This is a genomic window from Gordonia sp. WA4-43 (assembly GCF_020520305.1).
Lineage (GTDB): Bacteria > Actinomycetota > Actinomycetes > Mycobacteriales > Mycobacteriaceae > Gordonia > Gordonia hongkongensis.
Window position 1 is genome coordinate 1,658,726 of the sequence record NZ_CP084736.1, and the last position, 21,337, is coordinate 1,680,062.

17 protein-coding genes are annotated in these 21,337 nt (G+C 69.1%); 10 read left to right on the forward strand and 7 right to left on the reverse strand.

The annotated features are described in order from the left end of the window. Positions 1-15: 15 nt before the first annotated feature. From LEL84_RS07540 to LEL84_RS07550, 3 genes are read right to left on the reverse strand one after another with little or no spacing between them, the layout of a single operon-like run. Complete coding sequence (locus tag LEL84_RS07540) at positions 16-1,089, reverse strand: ABC transporter ATP-binding protein (protein ID WP_226513704.1); 1,074 nt, start codon at positions 1,087-1,089, stop codon at positions 16-18. After that, positions 1,086-2,741, reverse strand: coding sequence for an ABC transporter permease (locus LEL84_RS07545; RefSeq protein ID WP_226514264.1), 1,656 nt, complete (start codon positions 2,739-2,741; stop codon positions 1,086-1,088). The genes LEL84_RS07540 and LEL84_RS07545 overlap by 4 nt, the downstream gene beginning before the upstream one ends. 7 nt (positions 2,742-2,748) lie before the next feature. After that, on the reverse strand, positions 2,749-3,816 hold the full coding sequence (locus LEL84_RS07550; RefSeq protein ID WP_226513705.1) for a thiamine ABC transporter substrate binding subunit: 1,068 nt from the start codon (positions 3,814-3,816) through the stop codon (positions 2,749-2,751). A 299-nt stretch (positions 3,817-4,115) separates the two neighbouring features. Here LEL84_RS07550 and LEL84_RS07555 point away from each other — a divergent pair, with 299 nt between their 5' ends. The 5 genes from LEL84_RS07555 to LEL84_RS07575 all read left to right on the forward strand — a co-directional run bounded on the left by LEL84_RS07555 (position 4,116) and on the right by LEL84_RS07575 (position 8,978). Beyond that, positions 4,116-4,946 carry a hypothetical protein gene (locus LEL84_RS07555; RefSeq protein WP_226513706.1) on the forward strand — a complete coding sequence of 277 codons (831 nt, stop codon included), beginning with the start codon at positions 4,116-4,118 and terminating at the stop codon, positions 4,944-4,946. A gap of 243 nt (positions 4,947-5,189) precedes the next feature. Then, complete coding sequence (locus LEL84_RS07560; protein ID WP_226513707.1) at positions 5,190-5,846, forward strand: GAP family protein; 657 nt, start codon at positions 5,190-5,192, stop codon at positions 5,844-5,846. Between the two features lie 234 nt (positions 5,847-6,080). Next, entirely contained in the window at positions 6,081-6,983 is a 903-nt protein-coding gene (locus LEL84_RS07565; RefSeq protein WP_065632627.1) for a hypothetical protein, read from the forward strand. Between the two features lie 52 nt (positions 6,984-7,035). Then, positions 7,036-8,319 (forward strand): alpha/beta hydrolase family protein, encoded by a 1,284-nt coding sequence (locus tag LEL84_RS07570; RefSeq protein ID WP_226513708.1) that lies wholly within the window; start codon positions 7,036-7,038, stop codon positions 8,317-8,319. Continuing rightward, complete coding sequence (locus LEL84_RS07575) at positions 8,316-8,978, forward strand: lysoplasmalogenase family protein (RefSeq protein WP_226513709.1); 663 nt, start codon at positions 8,316-8,318, stop codon at positions 8,976-8,978. The genes LEL84_RS07570 and LEL84_RS07575 overlap by 4 nt, the downstream gene beginning before the upstream one ends. Before the next feature lies 1 nt (position 8,979). On the opposite strand, the gene LEL84_RS07580 is transcribed toward LEL84_RS07575, so the two are convergent. Next, entirely contained in the window at positions 8,980-9,525 is a 546-nt protein-coding gene (locus tag LEL84_RS07580) for a hypothetical protein (protein WP_159371193.1), read from the reverse strand. 49 nt (positions 9,526-9,574) lie between these two features. Here LEL84_RS07580 and LEL84_RS07585 point away from each other — a divergent pair, with 49 nt between their 5' ends. Both LEL84_RS07585 and LEL84_RS07590 read left to right on the forward strand, forming a co-directional pair. Further along, positions 9,575-10,162 (forward strand): HhH-GPD-type base excision DNA repair protein, encoded by a 588-nt coding sequence (locus LEL84_RS07585; protein WP_226513710.1) that lies wholly within the window; start codon positions 9,575-9,577, stop codon positions 10,160-10,162. A 69-nt stretch (positions 10,163-10,231) separates the two neighbouring features. Then, positions 10,232-11,185: a hypothetical protein gene (locus LEL84_RS07590; protein ID WP_413466947.1), complete on the forward strand. Its 954-nt coding sequence runs from the start codon at positions 10,232-10,234 to the stop codon at positions 11,183-11,185. A gap of 27 nt (positions 11,186-11,212) precedes the next feature. On the opposite strand, the gene LEL84_RS07595 is transcribed toward LEL84_RS07590, so the two are convergent. The 3 genes from LEL84_RS07595 to LEL84_RS07605 form a co-directional block, all read right to left on the reverse strand. Then, positions 11,213-13,030, reverse strand: a complete 1,818-nt coding sequence (locus LEL84_RS07595; protein ID WP_226513711.1) for an HNH endonuclease signature motif containing protein — start codon at positions 13,028-13,030, stop codon at positions 11,213-11,215. Positions 13,031-13,464: 434 nt separating this feature from the next. Further along, complete coding sequence (locus LEL84_RS07600; RefSeq protein ID WP_226513712.1) at positions 13,465-14,760, reverse strand: WS/DGAT domain-containing protein; 1,296 nt, start codon at positions 14,758-14,760, stop codon at positions 13,465-13,467. A gap of 26 nt (positions 14,761-14,786) precedes the next feature. Further along, the gene (locus LEL84_RS07605; protein ID WP_226513713.1) at positions 14,787-16,028 is read right to left on the reverse strand and encodes an acyl-CoA dehydrogenase family protein; all 1,242 of its coding nucleotides are present in this window, start codon (positions 16,026-16,028) and stop codon (positions 14,787-14,789) included. 175 nt (positions 16,029-16,203) lie between these two features. Here LEL84_RS07605 and LEL84_RS07610 point away from each other — a divergent pair, with 175 nt between their 5' ends. The 3 genes from LEL84_RS07610 (at position 16,204) to LEL84_RS07620 (ending at position 21,317) form a co-directional block, all read left to right on the forward strand. Continuing rightward, positions 16,204-18,609, forward strand: coding sequence for an acetyl-CoA acetyltransferase (locus LEL84_RS07610; RefSeq protein WP_413466948.1), 2,406 nt, complete (start codon positions 16,204-16,206; stop codon positions 18,607-18,609). A gap of 143 nt (positions 18,610-18,752) precedes the next feature. Next, positions 18,753-19,994: an AI-2E family transporter gene (locus LEL84_RS07615; RefSeq protein ID WP_226513715.1), complete on the forward strand. Its 1,242-nt coding sequence runs from the start codon at positions 18,753-18,755 to the stop codon at positions 19,992-19,994. Between the two features lie 90 nt (positions 19,995-20,084). Next, complete coding sequence (locus LEL84_RS07620) at positions 20,085-21,317, forward strand: acyl-CoA dehydrogenase family protein (protein WP_159371200.1); 1,233 nt, start codon at positions 20,085-20,087, stop codon at positions 21,315-21,317. Positions 21,318-21,337: the final 20 nt, after the last annotated feature.

Here is a 21,337-nt window from a genome sequence, read left to right on the forward strand (position 1 = left end):
CCGGCCCACGCGGCATCACGACCCGATCACCGCGACGCGTTCCGGAACCAGACGCACCCGCACCCGGTCGCCGATCGCGACGAAGGCGTCGGTGACCGCATCGATCTCGCCGACCGGGGTCTCGATGCGCACCCGCGGGCCGGCCGGGAGTTCGGCGACGAGCACGACGGTCGCTGTCGCTGCCGTGTCCTCGTCCGCCCCCGGCGACGCCGGGCCGATCGAGACCGACTCGGGCCGCAGGCCGAGCCGGCACGGACCGTCGGGACGATCCAGCGGCATCTCACCGAGGACGGTCTGCGCGACGCCCGAGCGGACCTGCGCGTCGACGACGGTCGTGGCGCCGAGGAAACGCGCGGTCCACTCGTCGACCGGGTGTCGCCACAGCGCCGCCGGAACGTCGGTCTGGATCATCACCCCGTCCCGCATGACCGCGATCTCGTCGGCCATGGTGGCCGCCTCGGCGTGGTCGTGGGTCACCACCATCGTCGGCACGCCGGCCGCTCGCACGATCTCCGAGATCTCCACGGCCAATTCGTCTCTCAACCGCCGGTCGAGCGCGGCGAGCGGCTCGTCGAGCAACAGCAGACGCGGACGCGGGGCCATGGCACGCGCGAGCGCGACCCGTTGGGCCTGGCCGCCCGACAGGGTTTCCACGAGACGCTTGTCGTAGCCGGTGAGTCCGACGACGTCGAGCATCTCGGCGACGCGATCGGCGATGGCGCGGCGCGACCAGCGCCGCACCTTCAGCCCGTACGCGACGTTCGACGCGACACTGCGCCCGCCGAAAAGTTGCCCGTCCTGGAAGACGACCCCGAAGTCCCGCCGATGGACCTCGACGCCGGCGAGGTCGACTCCGCCGAACCGCACCGTTCCACCGACCGGCGACTCGAGTCCGGCGATCGTCCGGATCAGGGTCGACTTGCCGCACCCCGACGGGCCCAGGATCGCGGTTACCAGTGACCCTTCTCCCCCGAGCCGCCACGACAGACCGTCGATGACGGTCTCGCCGCCGTACGCGACCGTGAGGTCGCAGACCTCGAGTACGAATTGAGCCTGTCCGGCAACGTCTTTCGCGTTCTGCGTGGTCACAGCAGCGGCACCTCCGAGCGGGGCCGGAACGCCTCGACCACGACGACTGCGACGACCGTCGCGATGACGAGGACCACCGAGGCGGCCATGGCGGTGGCCAGGTTCTCGGCCCCCGGGCGGTTCAGGGCGGACCCGATGAGTACCGGAAGAGTGGTCGTGTCCGCGCGGGCGAGGAAGCTCGTCGCGCCGAACTCGCCCAGGGCCATGACGAAGGCGAACCCACCGGCAGCCCCCATCGACCGTCCGACGATCGGCAGGTCGACGGTCGCGAAGACGCGAAACGGCGTGGCTCCCAACGTCGCCGCGGCATGCCGCAACCAGACCGGCACCGACTCGAGTGCGGGCATCATGATGCGGATGACCACCGGAATCGCGATGAGGGCCTGGACCAGTGGGATGACCGCGGGTGATGCGGCGATCTCGTACGGCAACGACGCCAGCACGATGAGGTAGCCGAATCCGAGTGTGACAGCACTGATCCCGAGCGGGATGAGCGAGACGGCCGAGCCGATCGCCCCGACGACTCCGTGCGCGCGATGCAGCGCGACGGCGGCGAGCGTCCCGACCACCAGGGCGATGGCGGTCGCCGCGGTCGCGGTCACCAGCGAATAGCGCAGGCTCTCCAGGGGTGTCACCCCGTTGACGGGTTCGGCCAGTGCGCGGTAGCCGGCGAGGGTCCAGTCGCCGTGGGCGACCGGCCGGACCGACCGCACCATCAGCACCAGGACCGGTCCGACGAGGAGGACTGCTGTCCACGCCCCCACCACCCAGACCGCCGGCCGCGTCCAGCGGCCGCCGGCGACCCTGCGGTTCCGTTCGGCCCGCCGGGCGCCGCCACCCGATCCGCGGCTCGCCGGATCCGCGAACACCCGCGTCAGGAGCAGCGCCGCAATGACCACCACGATCTGCAGCATCGACAGCGCGACCGCCTCGGGAATCCGGAAGTATCCGATGGCCTGCGTGTAGATCTCGGTCTCCAGGGTCCGCAGCTCCCCGGCGCCGAGAATGATCACAACGCCGAAACTGGTGGAACAAAACAGGAAGATCAGCGCGGCCGCCGACGCGGTGGCGGGCACCAGACGCGGCACGACCACGGTCATGGTCGCCCGAACCCGGCCCGCCCCGAGCGACCGTGCTGCCTCGAGCAGTCGCGGGTCGAGGTTGCGCCAGGCCGCGCCGACGACGCGGACGACGACGGCGATGTTGATGAACATGTGCGCCGCGAGCACGGCCGGCAGCCCGGATTCGATGTGCAGGAACGCCAATGGGCCGGACAGCAGGGAGCGGAAAGCGACACCGACGACGACCGTCGGCAGCACGAACGGCACGGTCACCACGACGGCGAGCACGAGCGCGGTGGTCCCGCGGACCCGGGCGAACAACCACGCGATGGGTGCGGCGGCGGCGAGTGCCAGGACCGTCGAGGCGGCCGCCTGGCCCAGGGTGACGCCCAGAAGCCCGAGGGCGTCGGTACGGTCGAGCAGTTCGATCAGGCCCACCCCGGAGTCACGGGCGATCGTGACGGCGCGCCGGACGAGCGCGATCACCGGCCAGGCGAACAGCACCACGACGAACAGCGCCGGGACGACCCACAGCGCAACCGGTCCGGCGGCCCGGGCCACCCGGGTCACCACTGTCCCGGCCGGGGTCACCGAGTCGTCACCGGCCGACCGCGGCACGCCACTGATCGAGCCACATCTCGCGGTTCTCCGCGATCGTGGCGGGCGGCAGCGACGACATCCAGGCGGGCACCTCCGCGCGCGCCGGCCATCCCTCGGGCAGCGGGGTGTCGCGCTGCACCGGGTAGACGTACATCGAGTTCGGGAGTTCCTTCTGCACAGTGGGACTCAGCATGAAATCGACGAGCCTGCGGGCGCCGGTCGAGTTCCGGGTGCCCTTCAGGATGCCGATGTACTCCACCTGCGGGAAGCAGCTGTCGAGCAGCGCGCTCGTCCCGGGCGTCGCCGCCGGCGACGAGGCATAGGACAGCACGATGGGTTTGTCGCCACGGCCCTCGCCGGCGGTGAAGAGCTGGTTGTAGGCCACCTCCCAGCCCGAGACGATGGTCGCGCCGCCACCGACGACCTGCTTCCAGTAGTCCTGCCAGCCGTTTCCGAGCGCACCGACGGTGGTGAGCAGGAACGCCGTGCCCGGCGAGGAGGTCGCCGGGTCGGTCACCGCGGTGAGCGAGGCGAATTCCGGGCGGGTCAGGTCGCGGAAGCTCGCCGGCGGGGTCAGAGACCTGGATTCGAACCAGCCGTCGTCGATGTTGAGGCACACATCCCCGCGGTCGACGGCCGTGAGCTGCCCCTCCGCGCCGGGCACCGCGAAATCGGCGGCACCGTCGGCCGCGGCGGGTGACTCATAGGACTCCAGGGCGCCGGCGTCGATCGGACGCGAGGCGAAGGTGTTGTCGATGCCGAAGACCGCGTCTCCCTTGGGCGCACCCGGCGTCAGTGACACCGTTGACGCCAATTGCCCGGCGTCCCCGGACTTCACGATCTTCAGGGTCAGCCCGGTCTCTTGGCGGAACCCGTCGATCACCGACTCCGGCAGTTCGAAGGAATCGTGGGTGAGCAGCGTGACCTCGGCGCCCGACGACGAGTCGTCGGCACACGCACTCGCCGACGTCGCGGCGAGAATGACGGCGGCCGCACCGACCACCAGTCGCGTCAGTCGCGACCTCCCGCGTGGGCGACCCGACGCGTCAGCGCGCAGCTCTGTCACTTCAGACTCCTGTTCGACCGTCCCCGATCCCCGATTCTCCTCATCCAACCAGGTTGCCGCCTGTCCGTACGATTCAACCGTTCCGACGTCACTTCGATAACAATTGCATCAATTACCTCAACAACCCCACCCGTAACAGGCCGGCGGTCTGGACAGTGGAACCCGCGGGGGGCTTAGAATGACCCGCGACGACCCGGGTGAGAGGATGGGCTGTCCGCTACCCGACACCCGGGCGGATGACACGACCCGCGAGGCGCCGATCAACTGATCGTCGGCGCCACGACCGTTAGGACACACCAGTGCGTTTCTCCCGGCCACTGAGGTTGCGATCCGGCCATGCCCCGCATCGACTCCGGACCCGTCGACTCCTCGTCGCCGTGTCGGCGCTCGCGGCGGCGACCTCACTCGCGATGCCGATGGCCGCGCAGGCCGCCCCGCCCCCGAAGGTCGACCAGCGCGTGCTGGACTCGCTCGGCGCGTTCGCTCCCGCGATCATCGGCTCCGTGGCGACACCCGGACCCGACGGCAAGGTCTCGGTCGACCTGCTCCGCCAGGCCCAGTCGTTCGCCGACACCCCCGGTATGCCGGCTGAGGTGAGCAAGATCTGGCGCTCTATCGCCGACTTCCTCGGCGAACCCGGCCGCAAGCAGGCTGCGCGTCAGCTCGCCGCCGAGCGCAAGCCCGGCGATCCCGAGATCCCGCAGGGCCCGAACGCCCCGAAGATCCAGGAATTCCTCTACCCGACCTTCGGCCTCGGCTGCATCCCCGGCGGCGGTTCGCTCGGTCGCGCCCTGGTCACCGCCGGACCGCAGGAGGCACCGGCCCCCGGTCCCAAGCGCGGGGAGGCCGGTTACGTCTACACCTCGCTCGGCACGGGTCCGGCGATCGACAACAAGGCCGCGCCGCTCACGGTCAGCTGGTTCAACGTCGACACCGGTCGCACGGGTACCACGACGCTCAAGCGCAACCCGAAGATCAACGTGAAGGAAGGCCCCGGCACTTTCACCGGTATCTCGCGAACCGGCAAGGGCCGCGTCATCTCGGCGATCCACGGCAACGTCACCACGAAGACGAAGGGGCAGGTCGTCTCCTGCACCATCGTCCCGGTGATCGGGCTCGCGATCATCTGATCTCTTTCTCCTCTCACGACGAAGGCACCCCGGCTCGCAGCCGGGGTGCCTTCGTCGTGAGAGGACCTGCGCTCAGGGCGCCACTATCGGAAGGCGCGGCAGATCACGTGAACATCGGCCGAACAGAACGCGAAATGGCATGCAAGACATATCAAGACCGTCCGTCACGCAAACAGTCCGACATTCGCCACTCTCATGGCGTACAAACGTCATCTGTCGGCACCATGTCGTGAGGAGTTCTCGATGGGACCCGTGCTCGGTGAGTTGTTACCCCTTGTGGTCGGTGTCGCGGTGTCGCCGATTCCGATCATCGCGGCGATCCTCATGCTCCTGGGACGCCATGCGCGCACGACGAGTATCGGTTTCGCGATCGGCTGGCTCGTCGGCATCGTCGTCGCGGTGGCCGTCTTCGTGGCCCTCGGAAGCGCCGTCGACCTCGACGAATCGTCGTCGAGCACCGGTTGGGTGAAGATCGCGCTCGGTGTCGTCCTGCTCGCCGTGGGGTTGCGTCAGTGGCGTTCCCGGCACGCGGAGTCAGCGACGCCGAAATGGATGTCGGCCATCGACGAGATGCGTCCGGTGACCGCCATGGGTATCGCGTTCGGGCTGGCGGCGATCAATCCGAAGAATCTCGTTCTCTGCGCGGCGGCGGGTGTCTCGATCGCCTCGGGCGCGCTGTCGATGCCGCAGGACGTGATCGCGGTGGCGGTCTTCGCACTCCTGGCCTCGACCTCGGTCGTGGTCCCGGTCGTGGGCTACCAGCTCGCCGCGGCCCGCCTGCGCGAACCGCTCGACCGCCTCAAGTCGTGGCTGCTGGCGAACAACGCGACCGTGATGGCGGTGCTGATCCTGGTCATCGGAGTCGTGTTGATCGGCAAGGGAATCGGCGGCGCGAGCTGAGCGTGCCGGCGGTGGTCGGCCTCTGTGCGGCGGTCCGAGACCGTGCTCAAGGGCACTGAACCCGCAGTTCGCCGCGGTTTCGGTCTCTCGCGGATCGCGCCCATGTCACAGGTCGGACTCGCGACTTGCCGGGTTCCGAGTCTTCGTGGTCTCTTGTAACTCGAGTCCCATCTGTCACACCCGCCACACGTGGCGGGTGCTCGGCCGTCACAGCCGGTTGCCCCAAGGAGAGCCATGTCCCTCACGTCTCGGTTCACGCGTTCCGACGCTCCGCGTCGCGTCACTCGCAGCCGCGCGATCCAGCGCTGCGGCGCCGGTCTCATGGGTGTGGCGATCGCGGCGGCCACCCTCACCGCCACCTCGGCGCCGGCGACGGCCGAGCCCCTCATCCCCGCCAACCTGCTCGGCGCGCTGTCGATCCCGTTCGACGCCGAGCTGGCCGGGGCGGTACGTCTGCTCAAGGCCGCGGGTGTCGACCAGATCGCCGTGCAGGCCGCCCAGACGATCATGGGGAGCGCCGGACAACTGTCGGTCGAGGACATCGCCGGGCGTGCGGGAGCTCTCCCGCTCCCCGCGGCCGCCGAGGGCGCGCCCGCGTCGGCCGCCACTCCGGTCGCGGCCCCGACCGACCCCATCGCCCTGCTGCGCACGCTCGGCATCCAGACACTCACCCCGTCGGTGTCGCCGTTCTGCACCGCACCCACCGCCGACAACCCGCTCGGACTCGTCACCGCCGGTGCGGGCGCCGTGGCGGGTCCGTGGCCGATGAAGACCGACCCGCTGACCCAGCTCAAGCCGCTGCTCGACATGATCCCCGGCGTGAAGCTGCCCGAGAAGCTCAACCTCGTCGAGAAGGGCGAGACCGCATACGCTTTCGTGCCCGCCTCGCCGACTGCCGGTAGCGGCGGCACAATGCAGGTCGCCTGGTTCAACACCAGCACGCTCCAGGGCGGCTTCGCCGATCTCGACCCGATCACCGACCGCACCGCGCTGACAGCGCTGCCCCTGCTGTCCGGGGTCCGGCTGGCACCGGTGAAGACCGGCAGCGGCACCATCCTGTCGGCAGTCTTCGGCAACGCCAGCAACGGTACCCAGAACTGCTGGTTCCTACCTGCCGTCGGCATCGTCAATGCTTGACGCACAACGCCTTTCGCATCCGGTCACGCCTCACAGAACGAACTGACGACACATGAACCCCCACGGCAACACTTCGAAACCACGGAGTGCCCATCTCGCACGCGCCCTCGCGGCCGCAGCCGCCCTCACGATCGTCGTGGCCCCGGCCGCCTTCGGCATGACGGCGACGGCCGCGGCCGAACCGACTCCGGGAACATCGACGCCAGGAGTAGCCGAGCCGTCGGCGGAACCGTCGTCGACGGACAACAGCGCGCCCGCCGACGACAACGCGGGCACCGTCGACACGCGAGGTCCGGGCCAGACGCCGGGCGCCGTCTACGCCAATCGCGAACTCCCCCGGGCACGTACGGTCGCGGGCGCCGGGTCCGGTAACGACTTCACCTACTGGAGCACCGGCGCCGACGGCAAGGCCCATCTGTCCTCGGGCGTGTTGATGGTGCCGGGCGGGCGGGCGCCGGCCGGTGGTTGGCCGATCGTCGCCTGGGCCCACGGTTCGCGCGGCATCGCCGACCGGTGCGCACCGTCGTCGCGGCCCACCGCCGAGGACACCGACGAGCTCAAACGATGGCTCGGCCGCGGATATGCCGTCGTCAGTACCGATTACGCGGGCGTCGGGACCCCCGGCACGCCGCAGTACTACGATCTCGAGGCCACTGCCCGCAACATCGTCGACGCGGTGCGCGCCTCTCGGGACATCGCCGACAACCTGTCGCGCTCGTGGGCAGTGGTCGGCGAGGGCCAGGGAGCCGCGGCCGCGATCACGCTGGCCCGACTGGCCCCGACCATCCAGGGCGGCAAGCTCGACTTCAAGGGTGCCGCGGCGAGTTCGATTCCCGCCCAGTTCGGTTCGCTCGTGGCCAATCTCGGGCCGTCGTCCGCGGCGATGCCGTCCGGGCTGGCCGCCGACGCGCTGTACACGCTGAGCGCGATCCGCAACGCGCAGTCCGACCTCGATCTCGACGCCTACCTCACCGACACCGGCAAGAAATGGCTGACCAAGGCCGCCGCGTCGTGTGTCACCGAGTTCGCGCGTGAGGTGGACGGTCTCGCCATCGGCTCGCTGTTCACCAAACCGCTGTCAGGGAACACCGAACTCACCGCCCTGCTGACCAAGGCGACCGAGCTGCCCACTCGCGGCTTCGAGCGTCCGGTCCTGATGACGCAGACCCTGCAGGACACCTCCGTCGTCGTACCGCTCACCCTCAAGTACCTCAACGACGCCCGGGTCGGCGACAGCAAGGTGTCGGCGCGTACCTATCTGACGCTCGACGGTGCCCAGTCGAAGCGGTTCTCCGACACCGACATCCGCGCGTTCGTCGCCCGCGTCCTGCGGTGAACCGAACGTTCCGGATCGCCTATGCGGCCACTGCCGCGGCAGCGACGATCGCCGGTTCGGTCGGTGATCGACGCAGCGCCGCGATCACCAAACCGCTGCCGATCGCGCTTCTCGCGGCGCGGGTGGCCGCCGGAGCGCGACGCCGCCCGGTCGCCGACACCGTCGCGCTGGCGGCCGTTCTGGGGTTGTCGGCTGTTGGGGACCGGTTCATGTTGCAGGAAGAGTTCGAACACGACGACCCGGCGGCGAAGGATCGTTTTCTCCGCAGGGGTGCAACCTCTTTCGCGGGCGCACAGCTGAGCTACGCGGTCGCGATGTGGCGTGCCGGCGCACGACCGTCGGTTCGCTCCGTCGCGCCGCGGATGGGCGTTCTCGCCGAGTCGGCGACGGTGCTGAGCCGACACCGCCCTGCCCTGCTGCCGGTTCTGGGGACGTACGGCAACACGCTCGCGACGATGTCGGCGCTGGCGGCGGCCGTGCCGACGCCGCAGCCGCGGATGCAGGCAGGCGGGTGGTTCTTCCTGCTCTCCGACCTCGCGATCATCAACCGGCGACACCTGGTCACCGACCCTCGACTCCGGAGGGCCGGCGAGGCCTGGGTACTCGCGAGCTATTTCACCGCGCAATACCTGCTGATCGGCGGACTCGCCGAACGGTGAGTCAGGCGACCGCGCGGCCCGAGCAGGTCGAGTACTTCGGATTGGTCATCGGGAAGAAGGCCAGCGCACCGATCTTCTGACGGATCGTGAAGGCGACGGGACCGCTGCCCGGATGGATGTCGACCTGCCATTTGATGGTGTACCCGCGGCCCGGAACAGTGGTGACGCCGGTACGTCCGGTCCGCAGGTTCCGCCACGACACCGACACCTCGTAGGTGTATTCGAGGGCCACTGCTCGGGCACGGTCGGTGCCGATGAGCGCGATGACGGGTCCGGGTAGTCCGTCCGCGGGGTGCCGGATCTGGTTGAACACGTCCACGCGGACCTTGACCGTGCCTGCCGGCCACGGGTTGACGCTGTCGCACCGCAGGGTGGTGACGTAGTTCGCCCCGTCGTCTGCCGGTGCGGCCCCGGCGGCGCCGGTACCGAACAGCGACACGGCCAGCGCCAGCACGGCGCCGGCCACCGTCGCGACCGTTCCCACTCCGACGCGCCCCCGCCGACGTCTGCCGTTCTCGAAGCCGACCGTGTTCTCCCCGCTCATCATGGGGGCAGTCTAGAGCCGCACGCGGGTGCCGTCTGCCAGAATCGACCCCATGCCGAAGATCCAGATCGCGCAGGAACCCGCGGCCGACGAACTCCTGTCGAACGATTCGTTCGCCCTCCTCACGGGAATGCTCCTCGACCAGCAGTTCCCGATGGAACGGGCCTTCGCCGGGCCGGCCAAGATCCGTGACCGGTTCGGCACGATGGATCCGGTCGAGATCGCCGACGCCGACCCCGAGGCGTTCGCCGACCTGTGTGCCACTCCCCCAGCCATCCACCGCTACGGTCGGTCGATGGCCGGCCGGGTCCAAGCGCTCGCGAAAGTCGTCGCCGAGGAGTACGGCGGCGACGCCGCGCGCATCTGGACCGAGGCCGCCGACGGCGCGGACCTGATGAAGCGATTGCGCGCCCTGCCCGGGTTCGGCGACCAGAAGGCCAAGATCTTCGTCGCGCTCGTCGCCAAGCAACTCGACGTCAAGCCGTCGGGCTGGACCAAGGTCGCCGGCGACTACAGCAAGAAGGGGTTCCGGTCGGTGGCCGACGTGACCGGCCCGGAGTCGCTGCAGAAGGTCCGCGACTTCAAGAAGGCGGCGAAGGCCGCCAAGGCGGCAGAGGCACCGGCGACCGGGGCGCAGTAGCGACACCGCCCCGCGGAATCACCGAACCCTCGCCCCGAACGCCGGTCGGCTGGCCTAGGGTCGGAAAGCATGGAGTCCCTTCCGGATCGGCCGCCACCCGACCGTCGCCGCGCCGACCGTAGACCGGTGGCCACGGCGGACGCAGGCCGTGCGCTCGTCGAGATGCCGTTCCGACTCGGTTTCGCGGTCACCGGGGTGGTGCTCAGCGCAGCCGAGTCCGCAGTCGCCATCGCCCGCATCACGGCTGGGAGCGTGCAGAACGAGATCGCACTGGCAGTGGGCGTCGACGCCGACGAGCTCGGATCACTCCGGACGCCGCTCGCTCTCCTCAACCAGCTGTCCGAACTACTCGGCCCCGAGCGGCCGTTCGGCAGGATCCTGGCCAACGGCGGTCCGCTGGAGCGACTGCTCGATCCCGGGGGTGTCGTCGACCGGCTCACCGCCCCGAACGGTCCGCTCGACAAGCTCACCGCCGAGGGCGGACTCCTCGACCAGGTCGCCGAGGAACGAGGCATCCTGGTGCGCCTCACCGCGAAGGGTGGACCGCTGGACCGGCTGACCCGGCCGGGTGGTGTGGTCGACCAGTTCACCGAGAACGAGGGCATCCTCGAGCGCCTCACCTCCGAGGGCGGGATCGTCGACAAGTTGACCGCGCCCGACGGCGTGCTGGAGAAGGTGACCGCCGCGGGAGGCATCCTGGACCGGCTCGCCGAGGACGACGGCCTGCTCGATCAGCTGTTGGGCGAGAACGGCGCGGTCGAGCGTGCGATCGCACCGGGCGGGCCGCTGGACCGGATCTCCGAGCTCACCGAGGTCATCGGGCAGCTCGGGCCCAACCTGCTCGCCATGCAGGAAACGGTCCACGAGCTCGCCGAGACCGTCGACCTGCTGAACCAGACGGTCGCACCGCTCGGCGGTCTCGCCGAACGACTTCCCAAACGCCTCACCCGTCCGCCGAAGGGGTCGGGCGGCAATGGACACGGAGACGCTCCGGCGGACACGAACGGGTACCCGCGGGGTTAGCCGCCACAGGCCACGCCGAGCGCCGGGTCAGAATGGCGGGGGCTCGTCGTCGTGGGTTGTCGCTTGATGGTGGGCTGCCTCGGTCCGGGCGCGCCGGTTCGCTTCGCGTTGTGCCTTGTTGCGGGCGCGTTCTTCTCGCCGCTTCGCGTGTTTGGCGGCGGTGCGTTCGGTGATCGTGCGCGGTTGTCGGCCTTGTTGTTGTCTGCCTTGCCGTTCGGGCACGATGATCCGCGGTGTCGGTGGGGCTTTCGCGGCTTGTTCGAACCGGATGCGACGCAGGTTGGGGAAGAGGTCTTCGAGGGTTTCGGCCTCGCCGGGGATCACAAAGCCCTCGGGCGTGACGTATTCGGTGACCAGGCGGCCCTCGTCGTCGCGGTACTGCACATCGGTCCAGTCACCGTGGGTCTTGTGGAGATGACCGGGACGGCATTTGGCGTTGAGGTTCTCACTCGAGGTCGCACCCCCGCGTGCCGGCCGGGCGTGGTCGTACTCGGCGACGTGATCGACATCGGCGGTGAATGCCGAACGCGTGCAACCCGGCTCGGTGCAGTAGCCGTCGCGCACCCGCACGAACTCCGCGCACGCACTTGTCGGACGATACGGGTCACCAGGCAGGGCAGCCGGGTAGACCACCACGACCTCCGACGACACCGGCTCCGCCGACGATGAGGCCGAAGTCGGGGGCGTCGACGCGTCACCCGCGCCGCCGGCGTCGGTGTTGGTGTTGGTGTCGGCGTCATCTGTAGCCTGCTGTGGCGCGGCGATGTTCGCCGTACGCGTGGTGTCGTCGTCGTATCCGCCCTCGCCGGTCGCGGCTGGGCCGCCGGCGACGACCTGCGACGGTGGTGTGCGGACCGGGGTGACCGGTCTGATCGTCGCGTCGGGCCGGGCGGCGAGGTCACGCACATGCTCGTCGGAGATCACTCCGTGCCCGTCGACCCAGCCGGGTCCGGACCCGCCGGCTAGGGTGTCGGCGTCGGTGACGACGTGGATCACGATCTCGGTACCCGCGGTGGCGCCGGCAGGATCGACAGGTGTTGCGGTGCAGTCGGACTGACCGCACGCACACGTGAACGCTGTTCGGGTGAGCAACGCGCACATGGCGTCGGACTTGCGTTCCCCGAGGGTGCGGCCATCCCGGTCGCACACGGATGCGGCCAACTCCCGTACCGAGGCGTTGGAAGCCCGGATGTTCTCGGCGGCCATGACCGCGGTGATCTCACCGGTCCCGTCACCGTGGTTCTCGGTCCACACCCCGCGTTTGTCGAGCGCTTCGCGGCGCCGTTCGCGGACGGCGTCGGCGTCGTGGCCGAAGACCAGGCGGTCGATCATGTCGCGCAAACCTGACGTCGACCACGACCCGGACCGGGAGCGCAGCAGGTCGGCGATCGATTCGTCGAGCACCTCGATGATCCGGCGGCTGGCGGTGTCGTCGGGGTCGAGAAGGTGATCATCGGACACCAAGTGCGTGCGTCCGATGATCTCCCGGATCTGGTGCGGCCCGATGATGCCGTCGCGCAACGTCTCCAACACCCGCGGCAACCGGTCACGAAGACACAACGCCTCGTCGACCAGCATCCCCGCCCGGTAGCGGGTGATCCCGGCCTCCCGCGAGACCCGGGCGACGATGTCACCGAAACCGTCGGAGACGTAACTGTTGCCGACGGTGGTCAACAGCCGATCACACAACACCAGGATCGTCTGGTAGCGGCACCACGCCAGATACGACTCGCCCGCGCGGATCGACCCCAGACGCTGCATATGGGTGGCGGTGTCGGCATCGGCCGGACAAGCAGGATCGACCCCGGCGAGGAACTCGCCCGGCAGATCCGTCCATGCCCCCACAGTGACTCCCCCCGAAGTCGTTGCCACCCGGCCTGGTTGACCGGTCCAACTGATACATCCAAGATAGACCCGACCACCGACAAGAAATCGCGCCCGACGAGCAGTCCTCGACATCTGGCTATGGTCGGCGGCGCAGTCACGTCGAATTTGATGAGACCGATGGCATTTCGTCGCCAGACCCTTCGTGACGCGGCCCGGCCGCCGTCGTGGATCACGAAAGAACCGTTGTGCGCAGAGCGAGCCCTTCTACTGTTCTCTGAGGAGCGAGCTTGCGAGCGTCACGAAGGGTCATGGTGAGTCGGGTTGCGAAGACCCTTCGTGACGCGCCCTCCGCAAGCTCCGGGCGCTCCTCAGGGAGCAGGAGTAGACGCGCCCTCCGCAACTGGGTCTGGGGTTCTTTCGGTGTAGAGCGGAGGGGCCGCCGCGGCGCGCAGTCAGCCACCCAGCGCTCGCGCGAGCAGTTCCACGTACCGGTCCACATCGTTCACGACATCCGGGCTCGTGGTCACCGAGATCGCGACCCGGTCGCCGATCCCGTGTACGCCGTGAGTCAATCCCTGAGCCGGCGACAGCGCGGGAAACCCTGTGGTGAAGAGGATCTCGCCTCCATCCAGGTCGAGATCGGCGGCCCCGCGGTTCACCGACGAGACCACCGTGACGCCGGTGACCGCCGCCGGCGGGGTGTCGAGATCGAAGGATCGGATCCCCCATCGGGTCAGGATCGCCGGTGTCGACTCCGACGCCCGACGCTGCGCGGCCCGCAGCGGGTCGGCCTCGGCCGCGCGTGCGGCGGCGATCTCGGCGCCGATGAGTCGTGCGCGCTCGCCCAGATCGTCGATGTCGATGTGCAAGTCAATCCCCGCGTTGCGAAAGTGATTGCGCGCTCGACGTTCTCCGCCGCGCCCGACCGTCAGCTCCGCGCCGTATCGTCGATCCCGGTCACCCAGGTATTCCGGGAGCGCCACCGAGATCGCGGTGAGAACCGCGACCGTGACCGGCACTCCGGGTCCGCTGAGTTGGTCACGCTCGACGACCAGCACACGCAGGGTCCGTCGCGGTCCGGGAGGGACGTTCAACCGAGTCGGCGCATATCCCGCGGTTCCCGGCACGGATGCCGAGGCGAGACGCGCCGCGCGAACCCCACGCCACGCTGTCGCGACGAACTCGCCGGGAAATCGGAGCACTCCGCCGAGCACCGTACCGGCGTCGAGCAGCATCTCGTGGTTGGGCGAACGCACCTCGGACACCGGTCGTCGTGGAGTGGCGGGAGCCGTGAACCAGTCGCGCGCGATCCGCGACATCCGACGCCCGTCACCCAGGGCATGACAGACCTGGAGCACGACGACGACAACCGGACCTGTCGCTGCCGGCGCGTCGACGACCGGACCGAAGAGGTGCGCCCGCCACGCCTTCCGCGTCGGATCGAGCGGCTGGGCGATGAGCCCGGCGACCTCCGTCAGACACGACGACCACGTGCGGCTCGACACGTCCACTCGGACCCGGTCGTCGGCGGGCCGGACGGATTCCCAGTACGGGCGGTCGGCCGTGCCCGGTACATCTCGTATCCGGAGGCACAGATCCTCAATATGCGCCGCCTGCAGCCGGAGTCGTGCCGCGCAGTCCTCGATCGAACTGCGCGGGACGGCAAAGCAATACACCAGGAACTCGTCGTTCGGGATGCGCTGCGACATCCAGTACGACACCGCGTCCGCCGCGGCCATCCGGTGCATGGCCGCCAGCGTAGCGGCGCGGCGTGCTATTTCTGCCCGGCGCTCCAGGCGTACGGCAGGTCGGTGCCGTTGAGCACGTGGTCGCCGACCGCCTGCAGCTTGAAGATCAGCGGGTTGTGCACCGAGATCACCCGGGCGTTGCGCCAGTGGCGATCCAGGCGCAGACGCTCGGAGGTGATCGACGCGCCGCCGACCTCGAACAGTTGAGTGGTCGCGTCCAGTACTGCGGGGATGGCGGCGGCCTGGGCACGGGCGACGTCGAACTCGACGCGGTCGAGGAGTTCGGCGTCCTCCCAGCCGGCGAGCGCGAGCTCATCGAGCTCGTCGGCGATGTCGAGGACCAGCGTGCGCGCGGTGTAGGCAGCCGCCGACAACCGGCCGATCACCTGCTGCACCAACGGATCATGGCGCGGCAGGTCGGCGGTCGAGTGCGTGAAGGCGCGCGTGCGGTTGCGCACCCACTCCACGACGTCGTCGGTGGCGCGTGCCGCGATACCCGCGAGCACCGAGAGCTGCACGAGCTGCAGGTACGACGTCGCGTAGGTGCGCCCCTCCCCGCCGTAACCCGGGCCGAGCACCCGATCGGCCGGCACCTCGACGTCGGCGAATTCGGTGGTGCCACTGGCGGTCAGGCGCTGGCCGAAGCCGTCCCAGTCGTCGTGCTGGGTGACGCCGTCGGCGTCGGCGTCGACGAGTACCGAGACCCGCTCACCGTCTTGGTCGGCGGCGACGAGGATGTGGTCGGAGTAGAGGCTGCCGGTGCTGTAGTACTTGGTGCCGTCGAGCCGGAACCCGCTGCCGTCGGTACTCGCCGGATCCGGGGTGAGGCGCGTCTGGTATCGGTCGATGGCGCCGACGCCGGGTTCGGTGATCGCGTTGCCGACCAGCGTCCCCTCGCCGACCTTGCGCAACCACTGCTGCGCAGCCTCGTCCGGGAGGGCGGCGAGCTGGTCCTCGACGAACGACCAGTGCACCCGCAGGGCCTGCGGGAGATTGGACTCCGCGGCGGCCAGATCGATGAGCAACCGGAACAGCTGACGGATCGACGCGCCATAACCGCCGAATTCCACCGGCACGCGCAACGCGCCGAACTTCGCCTTCCGTAGCCACGCGACCTCGTCGTATGCAAGCCTGCGGTCGTCCTCGCGCTGCACGGCGCCTTCGGCGATCCGGGCGAAGATCGGTGCGAACACCTCATCGAGACGCTCGTCCGTCGTTCCGGTGGCGGGCCGGTTGGTTTGCTCGGTGGACGGCACAGTGGACGTCATCGGGGGTCCTTTCGATCGCAGACTGGTCGGCGACAGTCTGGTCGGCTCGGCACCGGCCGACCACGGTTGCAACCGCGCTGACCGCAACGCTGACGTTCTGGGCGCGTGCACCGCACACTGGCGCTCCGACGCTCGTCGGCCACCTCCGATGAGACCCCGGTCACGCCATGTGTCAATGTTTGGTATGCCAACAACGCTCGTTGATATCGATCCGACCACCCCCGTCGTCGTCGGCGTGGGCCAGGCATCGGAACGCCTGACCGATCCCGGATACGAGGCGCTCGGCGAGGCCGACCTCGCCGCCCGGGCGGTGACCGCCGCATTCGCCGACTCCGGAGGCGACGTCGCCGGGTCGATCGACACGATCGCCGCGATCCGCTCGTTCGAGATCTCGAGCCCGTTGTCGTCGTCACCGCTGGGCCGACCGGACAACATGCCGCGCGCGGTCGGCAACCGGATCGGGGTGGACCCACGCCGCGCCGTGCAGGCCGTGACCGGCGGCCAGACCCCGCAGACGATGCTCACCGAACTCGCGGCGGCCATCGCCGCCGGCGACTCCGAGGGGGCCGTGGTGTTCGGCGCCGAGGTGATGTCGACGGTCCGCCACCTCATGTCACAGCCGGAGGATCAGCGCCCGAACTTCGCCGAGGAGGTCGGCGGACAACTCGAGGACCGCGGTTTCGGGCTCAAGGGCATCATCTCGGTCGCCGAGATGCGGCACGGCCTCGCGTCGGTGTTGCCGCAGTACGCCCTGCTGGAGAACGCCCGCCGGCACGCCTCCGGCCTGGGCCGCGATGCCTACATCGCCACGATGGGTGAGTTGTTCGCACCGTTCACCGAGGTCGCCGCCGCCAACCCGCACTCGGCCGCCCCGACGGCGCGCTCCGCCGACGAACTCGTCACCGTCACCCCCGAGAACCGGATCGTGTCCGATCCGTTCACCCGGTACATCGTGGCGCGCGATCAGGTCAACCAGGCCGCAGCCGTGGTCGTGATGTCGGTGCGGGCCGCGCAGGCCGCCGGCATCGACCCCGCGAAATGGGTGTTCCTGCACGGTCATTCGTCGACGGTGGAACGCCCGGTCCTGGCTCGCCCCGAATTGTCCTCCGCTCCTGCGGCTCCCGCGGCGGTCCGGCATGCGCTACAGGTCGCCGGGATCGGGCTCGACGACATCTCCGTGGTCGACATCTACAGCTGCTTCCCGATCGCGGTGTTCAACGTCCTCGACGGGATCGGCATGTCGCCCGACGATCCGCGCGGACTGACCCTGACGGGTGGCCTGCCGTTCTTCGGCGGGCCGGGCAACAACTACTCGCTCCACGCGATCGCCGAAGTCGTCACCCGCGTCCGGCGATCGCCGGGTGACTACGGTCTCGTCGTCGCCAACGGTGGTGTGCTGAGCAAGCATGCCGCGGGTGTCTATTCGACGACGCCGGCACCGTGGCGCCCGGACACCAGCGGTCCGGTCCAGGCCGAGCTCGACGCGGTACCGACCGTTCCCACGATCGCCGACGCCGACGGCGCCGCGGTCGTCGAGACCTACACGGTCATCCCGCAGAAGAACGGCCGCCGCACCGGTGTGGTGATCGGCCGGCTGGTCGATCCGACCTCGCCGGACGGGCTCGGCGCCCGGTTCGTCGCCAATCTCGACTCCGACGACGACGAACTCTTCGACCTCCTCCTCACCGCCGACGACCCCGTCGGCACGCCGATCGTCGTACGGTCCTTCGACAAGGGCAACCGGGTGGCCCTGACCGCCGCGGCCATGAACTCCCGGCATCCGGTCGTCGCGCCCGCGTTCCGCGACTCTTACGAGCACGTCGAGATCCGTCGCGACGGCCGGCTGCTCGAGGTGGCCATCAACCGGCCCGATGCGCGCAACGCGTTGAACCCCGCCGCGAACGCCGAACTCGATTCGATCTTCGAGGCCTACTTCGCCGATCCCGACCTGTGGGTGGCGATCCTGACGGGCAAGGGCGACAAGGCCTTCTCGGCGGGCAACGATCTCGCGGCGACCGCGGGGCCCGCCGCCCTGTCGGTGCCGAAGAACGGGTTCGCGGGACTCACCTCGCGGCGCAGCCTGCCCAAACCGGTGATCGCGGCGGTCAACGGCTTCGCGCTCGGCGGCGGCTGCGAGATCGCGATGGCCTGTCACATCGTCGTGGCCGACGAGGACGCGTCGTTCGGACTGCCCGAGGTGAAGGTGGGTTTGGCGGCCGCCGCGGGTGGTCTGGTCCGCCTGCCGCGGATGATCCCGCCCGCGCTCGCACGCGACATGATCCTGACCGGGCGTCGGATCTCCGCCGCCGAGGCCGCCGCCGCCGGACTGGTGAGCCGGATCGCCCCGGCCGGAAAGGTTCTCGAGACCGCACGCGGCGTGGCCGAGGAGATCCTGGCCGCCTCTCCGACGTCGGTACGGGCGTCGATCGCCACCATGGAGCAGTCCGACGCCATCACCGACACCGTCGACGCCGTCCACGCCAGCACTTCGGTGCTCGACTCGCTCGTGATCAGCGGCGACACCCTCGAAGGGATCATGGCGTTCGTGATGAAGCGGACGCCGAACTGGAAAGGCCACTAGAGACTCATCGAAGATGAAAGCGCACGGAAAACGCGCGCACGGTCGTCGGATGCTGAACACTTGACGGCGGCCACTCCGCGCGCTCCCGCCTGTGGGTGGCCGCTGTTTCGACGTAACAGTCGTGTCCAGAAAGGCGGCACACCATGTCCGGTAGCAGTGAGGCACGCGGAACCAAGTCCTCCAAACGCACACCCCCACCACCGTCGTACCGGGTCGATCCCCCCGACTGGACACTGCCGCGGGGCACGATCGTGCTCCTCACGATCGCCGGCCTCGTCGTCGCCATCGGCGGCATCAAGTCGGTGGCGTCGCTGGTCGGGCCGGTCTTTCTCGCGCTGATGCTCACCGTCGCCGTCCAGCCGGTCCCGAACTGGTTGCGCAAGAAGGGCTTCCCGCGGTGGGCCGCCTTCGTGACGACGGTGCTCCTCGTCTACGGAATCCTCATCGGGCTGTTCGCGGCGCTGGTGTTCTCCGTCGCGCGCCTGGCATCGATCCTGCCGCAGTACGACGACAAGTTCGACGACCTCGTCACCGGCTTCCAGAACTTCCTCACCAGCCACGGCGTCAGCCACGACAAGGTGCAGGACATGATCTCCCATGTCGACACCAGCAAGGTCGTGGGTGCCGTGACCGACGTGCTGAGCAGCACGTTCAGCGTGGCCTCGGCGCTCGTGCTCGTCCTCGCCCTGCTGCTGTTCATGGCCGCGGACTCGGTCGGCTTCGACGACCGGATGAACATCCTGGACCGGATGCGCCCCGACATCGCATCGGCCTTCCGTTCGTTCTCGCAGGGGACACGCAGCTATCTGTGGGTGTCGACGGTCTTCGGCCTGATCGTCGCCGTGCTCGACAGCGTGGCCCTCGCGTTGCTGTCCATCCCGCTCCCCATCCTCTGGGGCCTGCTGTCGTTCATCACCAACTACATCCCGAACGTCGGCTTCATCATCGGTCTGGTCCCACCCGCGCTGCTCGGGCTCCTCGTCGGGGGGCCCACGAAGATGATCGTCGTCATCGTCGTCTACAGCGCGATCAACGTCATCATCCAGTCGGTCATCCAACCGAAATTCGTCGGCGACGCGGTCGGGTTGTCGACCACCCTGACCTTCCTGTCCCTGCTCTTCTGGGCCTGGGCGATCGGGCCGCTTGGCGCGATCCTCGCGGTGCCGCTGACCCTGCTCGCCAAGGCCTTGCTCATCGACATCGACCCCGCCACCCGCTGGGCAGACGTGCTGCTGTCGTCGGGCGGGCAGCCGAAGAGCCCGGACCCGGCCGAGGTGGGAACCTCCGACGACGACACGAGAGAACCCGCGAAGACCCCGGGCACGAAGGGTGAGGATCCGCCACCCGGATCGGCCCCGGGCGTCACACTGGAACCGGAAACGTGAGGCGGGCTACGCACCGCGCCGATCATTGGGTAGATTCCCTTTCGACCCCAATCTGACCACAACCGTTTACAGATAGGTTGCGCACCGCTCATGGACATGAACTGGTCTCCGGACGACGCTGCGTTTCGCGACGAGGTCCGCGCGTTCCTCGACGAGAAACTGACCCCCGAACTACGCGCGGCGGGCACGCTGCGCACCAGCGTCTACTCCGACCACGAGGCCTCGATGGAGTGGCAGGCGATCCTGCACGAGCGTGGCTGGGCCGCTCCCGCGTGGCCGGTGCAGTACGGCGGATGCGACTGGTCGCAATCCCAGCACTACATCTTCAGCCGTGAGTCGATCCTCGCCGGCGCGCCGTCGCTGTCGCCGATGGGCATCCGCATGGTGTCGCACGCGATCATGGCGTTCGGCACCGACGAGCAGAAGAACTTCTTCCTGCCGGGCATCCTCGACGGCAGCGTCTTCTTCTGCCAGGGCTACTCCGAGCCGGAGTCCGGCTCGGACCTCGCGTCGCTGTCGATGGCCGCGGTCGACGACGGCGACGACCTCGTCGTCACCGGTTCCAAGATCTGGACCACCCACGCCTCCGAGGCGAACTGGATCTTCTGCCTCGTGCGGACCTCGCGCCAGGAACGCAAGCAGCAGGGCATCACGTTCGTGCTCATCGACATGAACTCGCCGGGCATCGAGGTGCAGAACCTCGTGTTCGCGTCCGGCGAGCAGGTGCAGGCGCAGGTCTTCTTCGACGGCGTGCGCGTGCCCAAGAAGAACGTCCTCGGCAAGATCGACGAGGGGTGGACCGTCGCGAAGTACCTGCTCGTCTTCGAGCGTGGTGGCGGCGCGGCCGCCCCGGCGCTGCAGGTCATGGCCGAGCAGCTCGGCCGGGACGCGGCGTCGGTGACGGCGCCGAACGGCGGCCCGCTGTCGGAGGATCCGGCCTTCGCGGCCAAGCTCACCGACCTGCAGGTACGCGCGAAGATCCTCGAGGTCCTCGAGTACCGCGCGCTCGCCGCGATGAGTTCGGGCAAGGACCCCGGCTCCATCGCGTCGATGCTGAAGATCCTCGGCACCGAACTGAGCCAGGAGATCACGACCCTCAGCCTGGAGGCCGCGGGACCGCACGGACGGGTCTTCCAGCCGCACGCCACCAAGCCGGGCGGACCCATCTTCCAGTACACCCCGCCCACCGACGGCTACGTCAGCGGCGAACCGTGGCAGGCCGTCGCGCCGCTGCACTACTTCAACGACCGCGCGGGCTCGATCTACGCCGGCAGCAACGAAATTCAACGAAACATCCTCGCCAAAGCGGCTCTGGGTCTCTGACGGGTCACAGGAGATAACCA

Coding starts and splice junctions, on each gene's coding strand:
- LEL84_RS07560 (WP_226513707.1), top strand. CDS start 5,190: ATGGGACCCGTGCTCGGTGAGTTGTTACCCCTTGTGGTCGGTGTCGCG.
- LEL84_RS07565 (WP_065632627.1), top strand. CDS start 6,081: ATGTCCCTCACGTCTCGGTTCACGCGTTCCGACGCTCCGCGTCGCGTC.
- LEL84_RS07570 (WP_226513708.1), top strand. CDS start 7,036: ATGAACCCCCACGGCAACACTTCGAAACCACGGAGTGCCCATCTCGCA.
- LEL84_RS07580 (WP_159371193.1), bottom strand. CDS start 9,525: ATGATGAGCGGGGAGAACACGGTCGGCTTCGAGAACGGCAGACGTCGG.
- LEL84_RS07585 (WP_226513710.1), top strand. CDS start 9,575: ATGCCGAAGATCCAGATCGCGCAGGAACCCGCGGCCGACGAACTCCTG.
- LEL84_RS07590 (WP_413466947.1), top strand. CDS start 10,232: ATGGAGTCCCTTCCGGATCGGCCGCCACCCGACCGTCGCCGCGCCGAC.
- LEL84_RS07600 (WP_226513712.1), bottom strand. CDS start 14,760: ATGCACCGGATGGCCGCGGCGGACGCGGTGTCGTACTGGATGTCGCAG.
- LEL84_RS07605 (WP_226513713.1), bottom strand. CDS start 16,028: ATGACGTCCACTGTGCCGTCCACCGAGCAAACCAACCGGCCCGCCACC.
- LEL84_RS07610 (WP_413466948.1), top strand. CDS start 16,204: ATGTTTGGTATGCCAACAACGCTCGTTGATATCGATCCGACCACCCCC.
- LEL84_RS07615 (WP_226513715.1), top strand. CDS start 18,753: ATGTCCGGTAGCAGTGAGGCACGCGGAACCAAGTCCTCCAAACGCACA.
- LEL84_RS07620 (WP_159371200.1), top strand. CDS start 20,085: ATGGACATGAACTGGTCTCCGGACGACGCTGCGTTTCGCGACGAGGTC.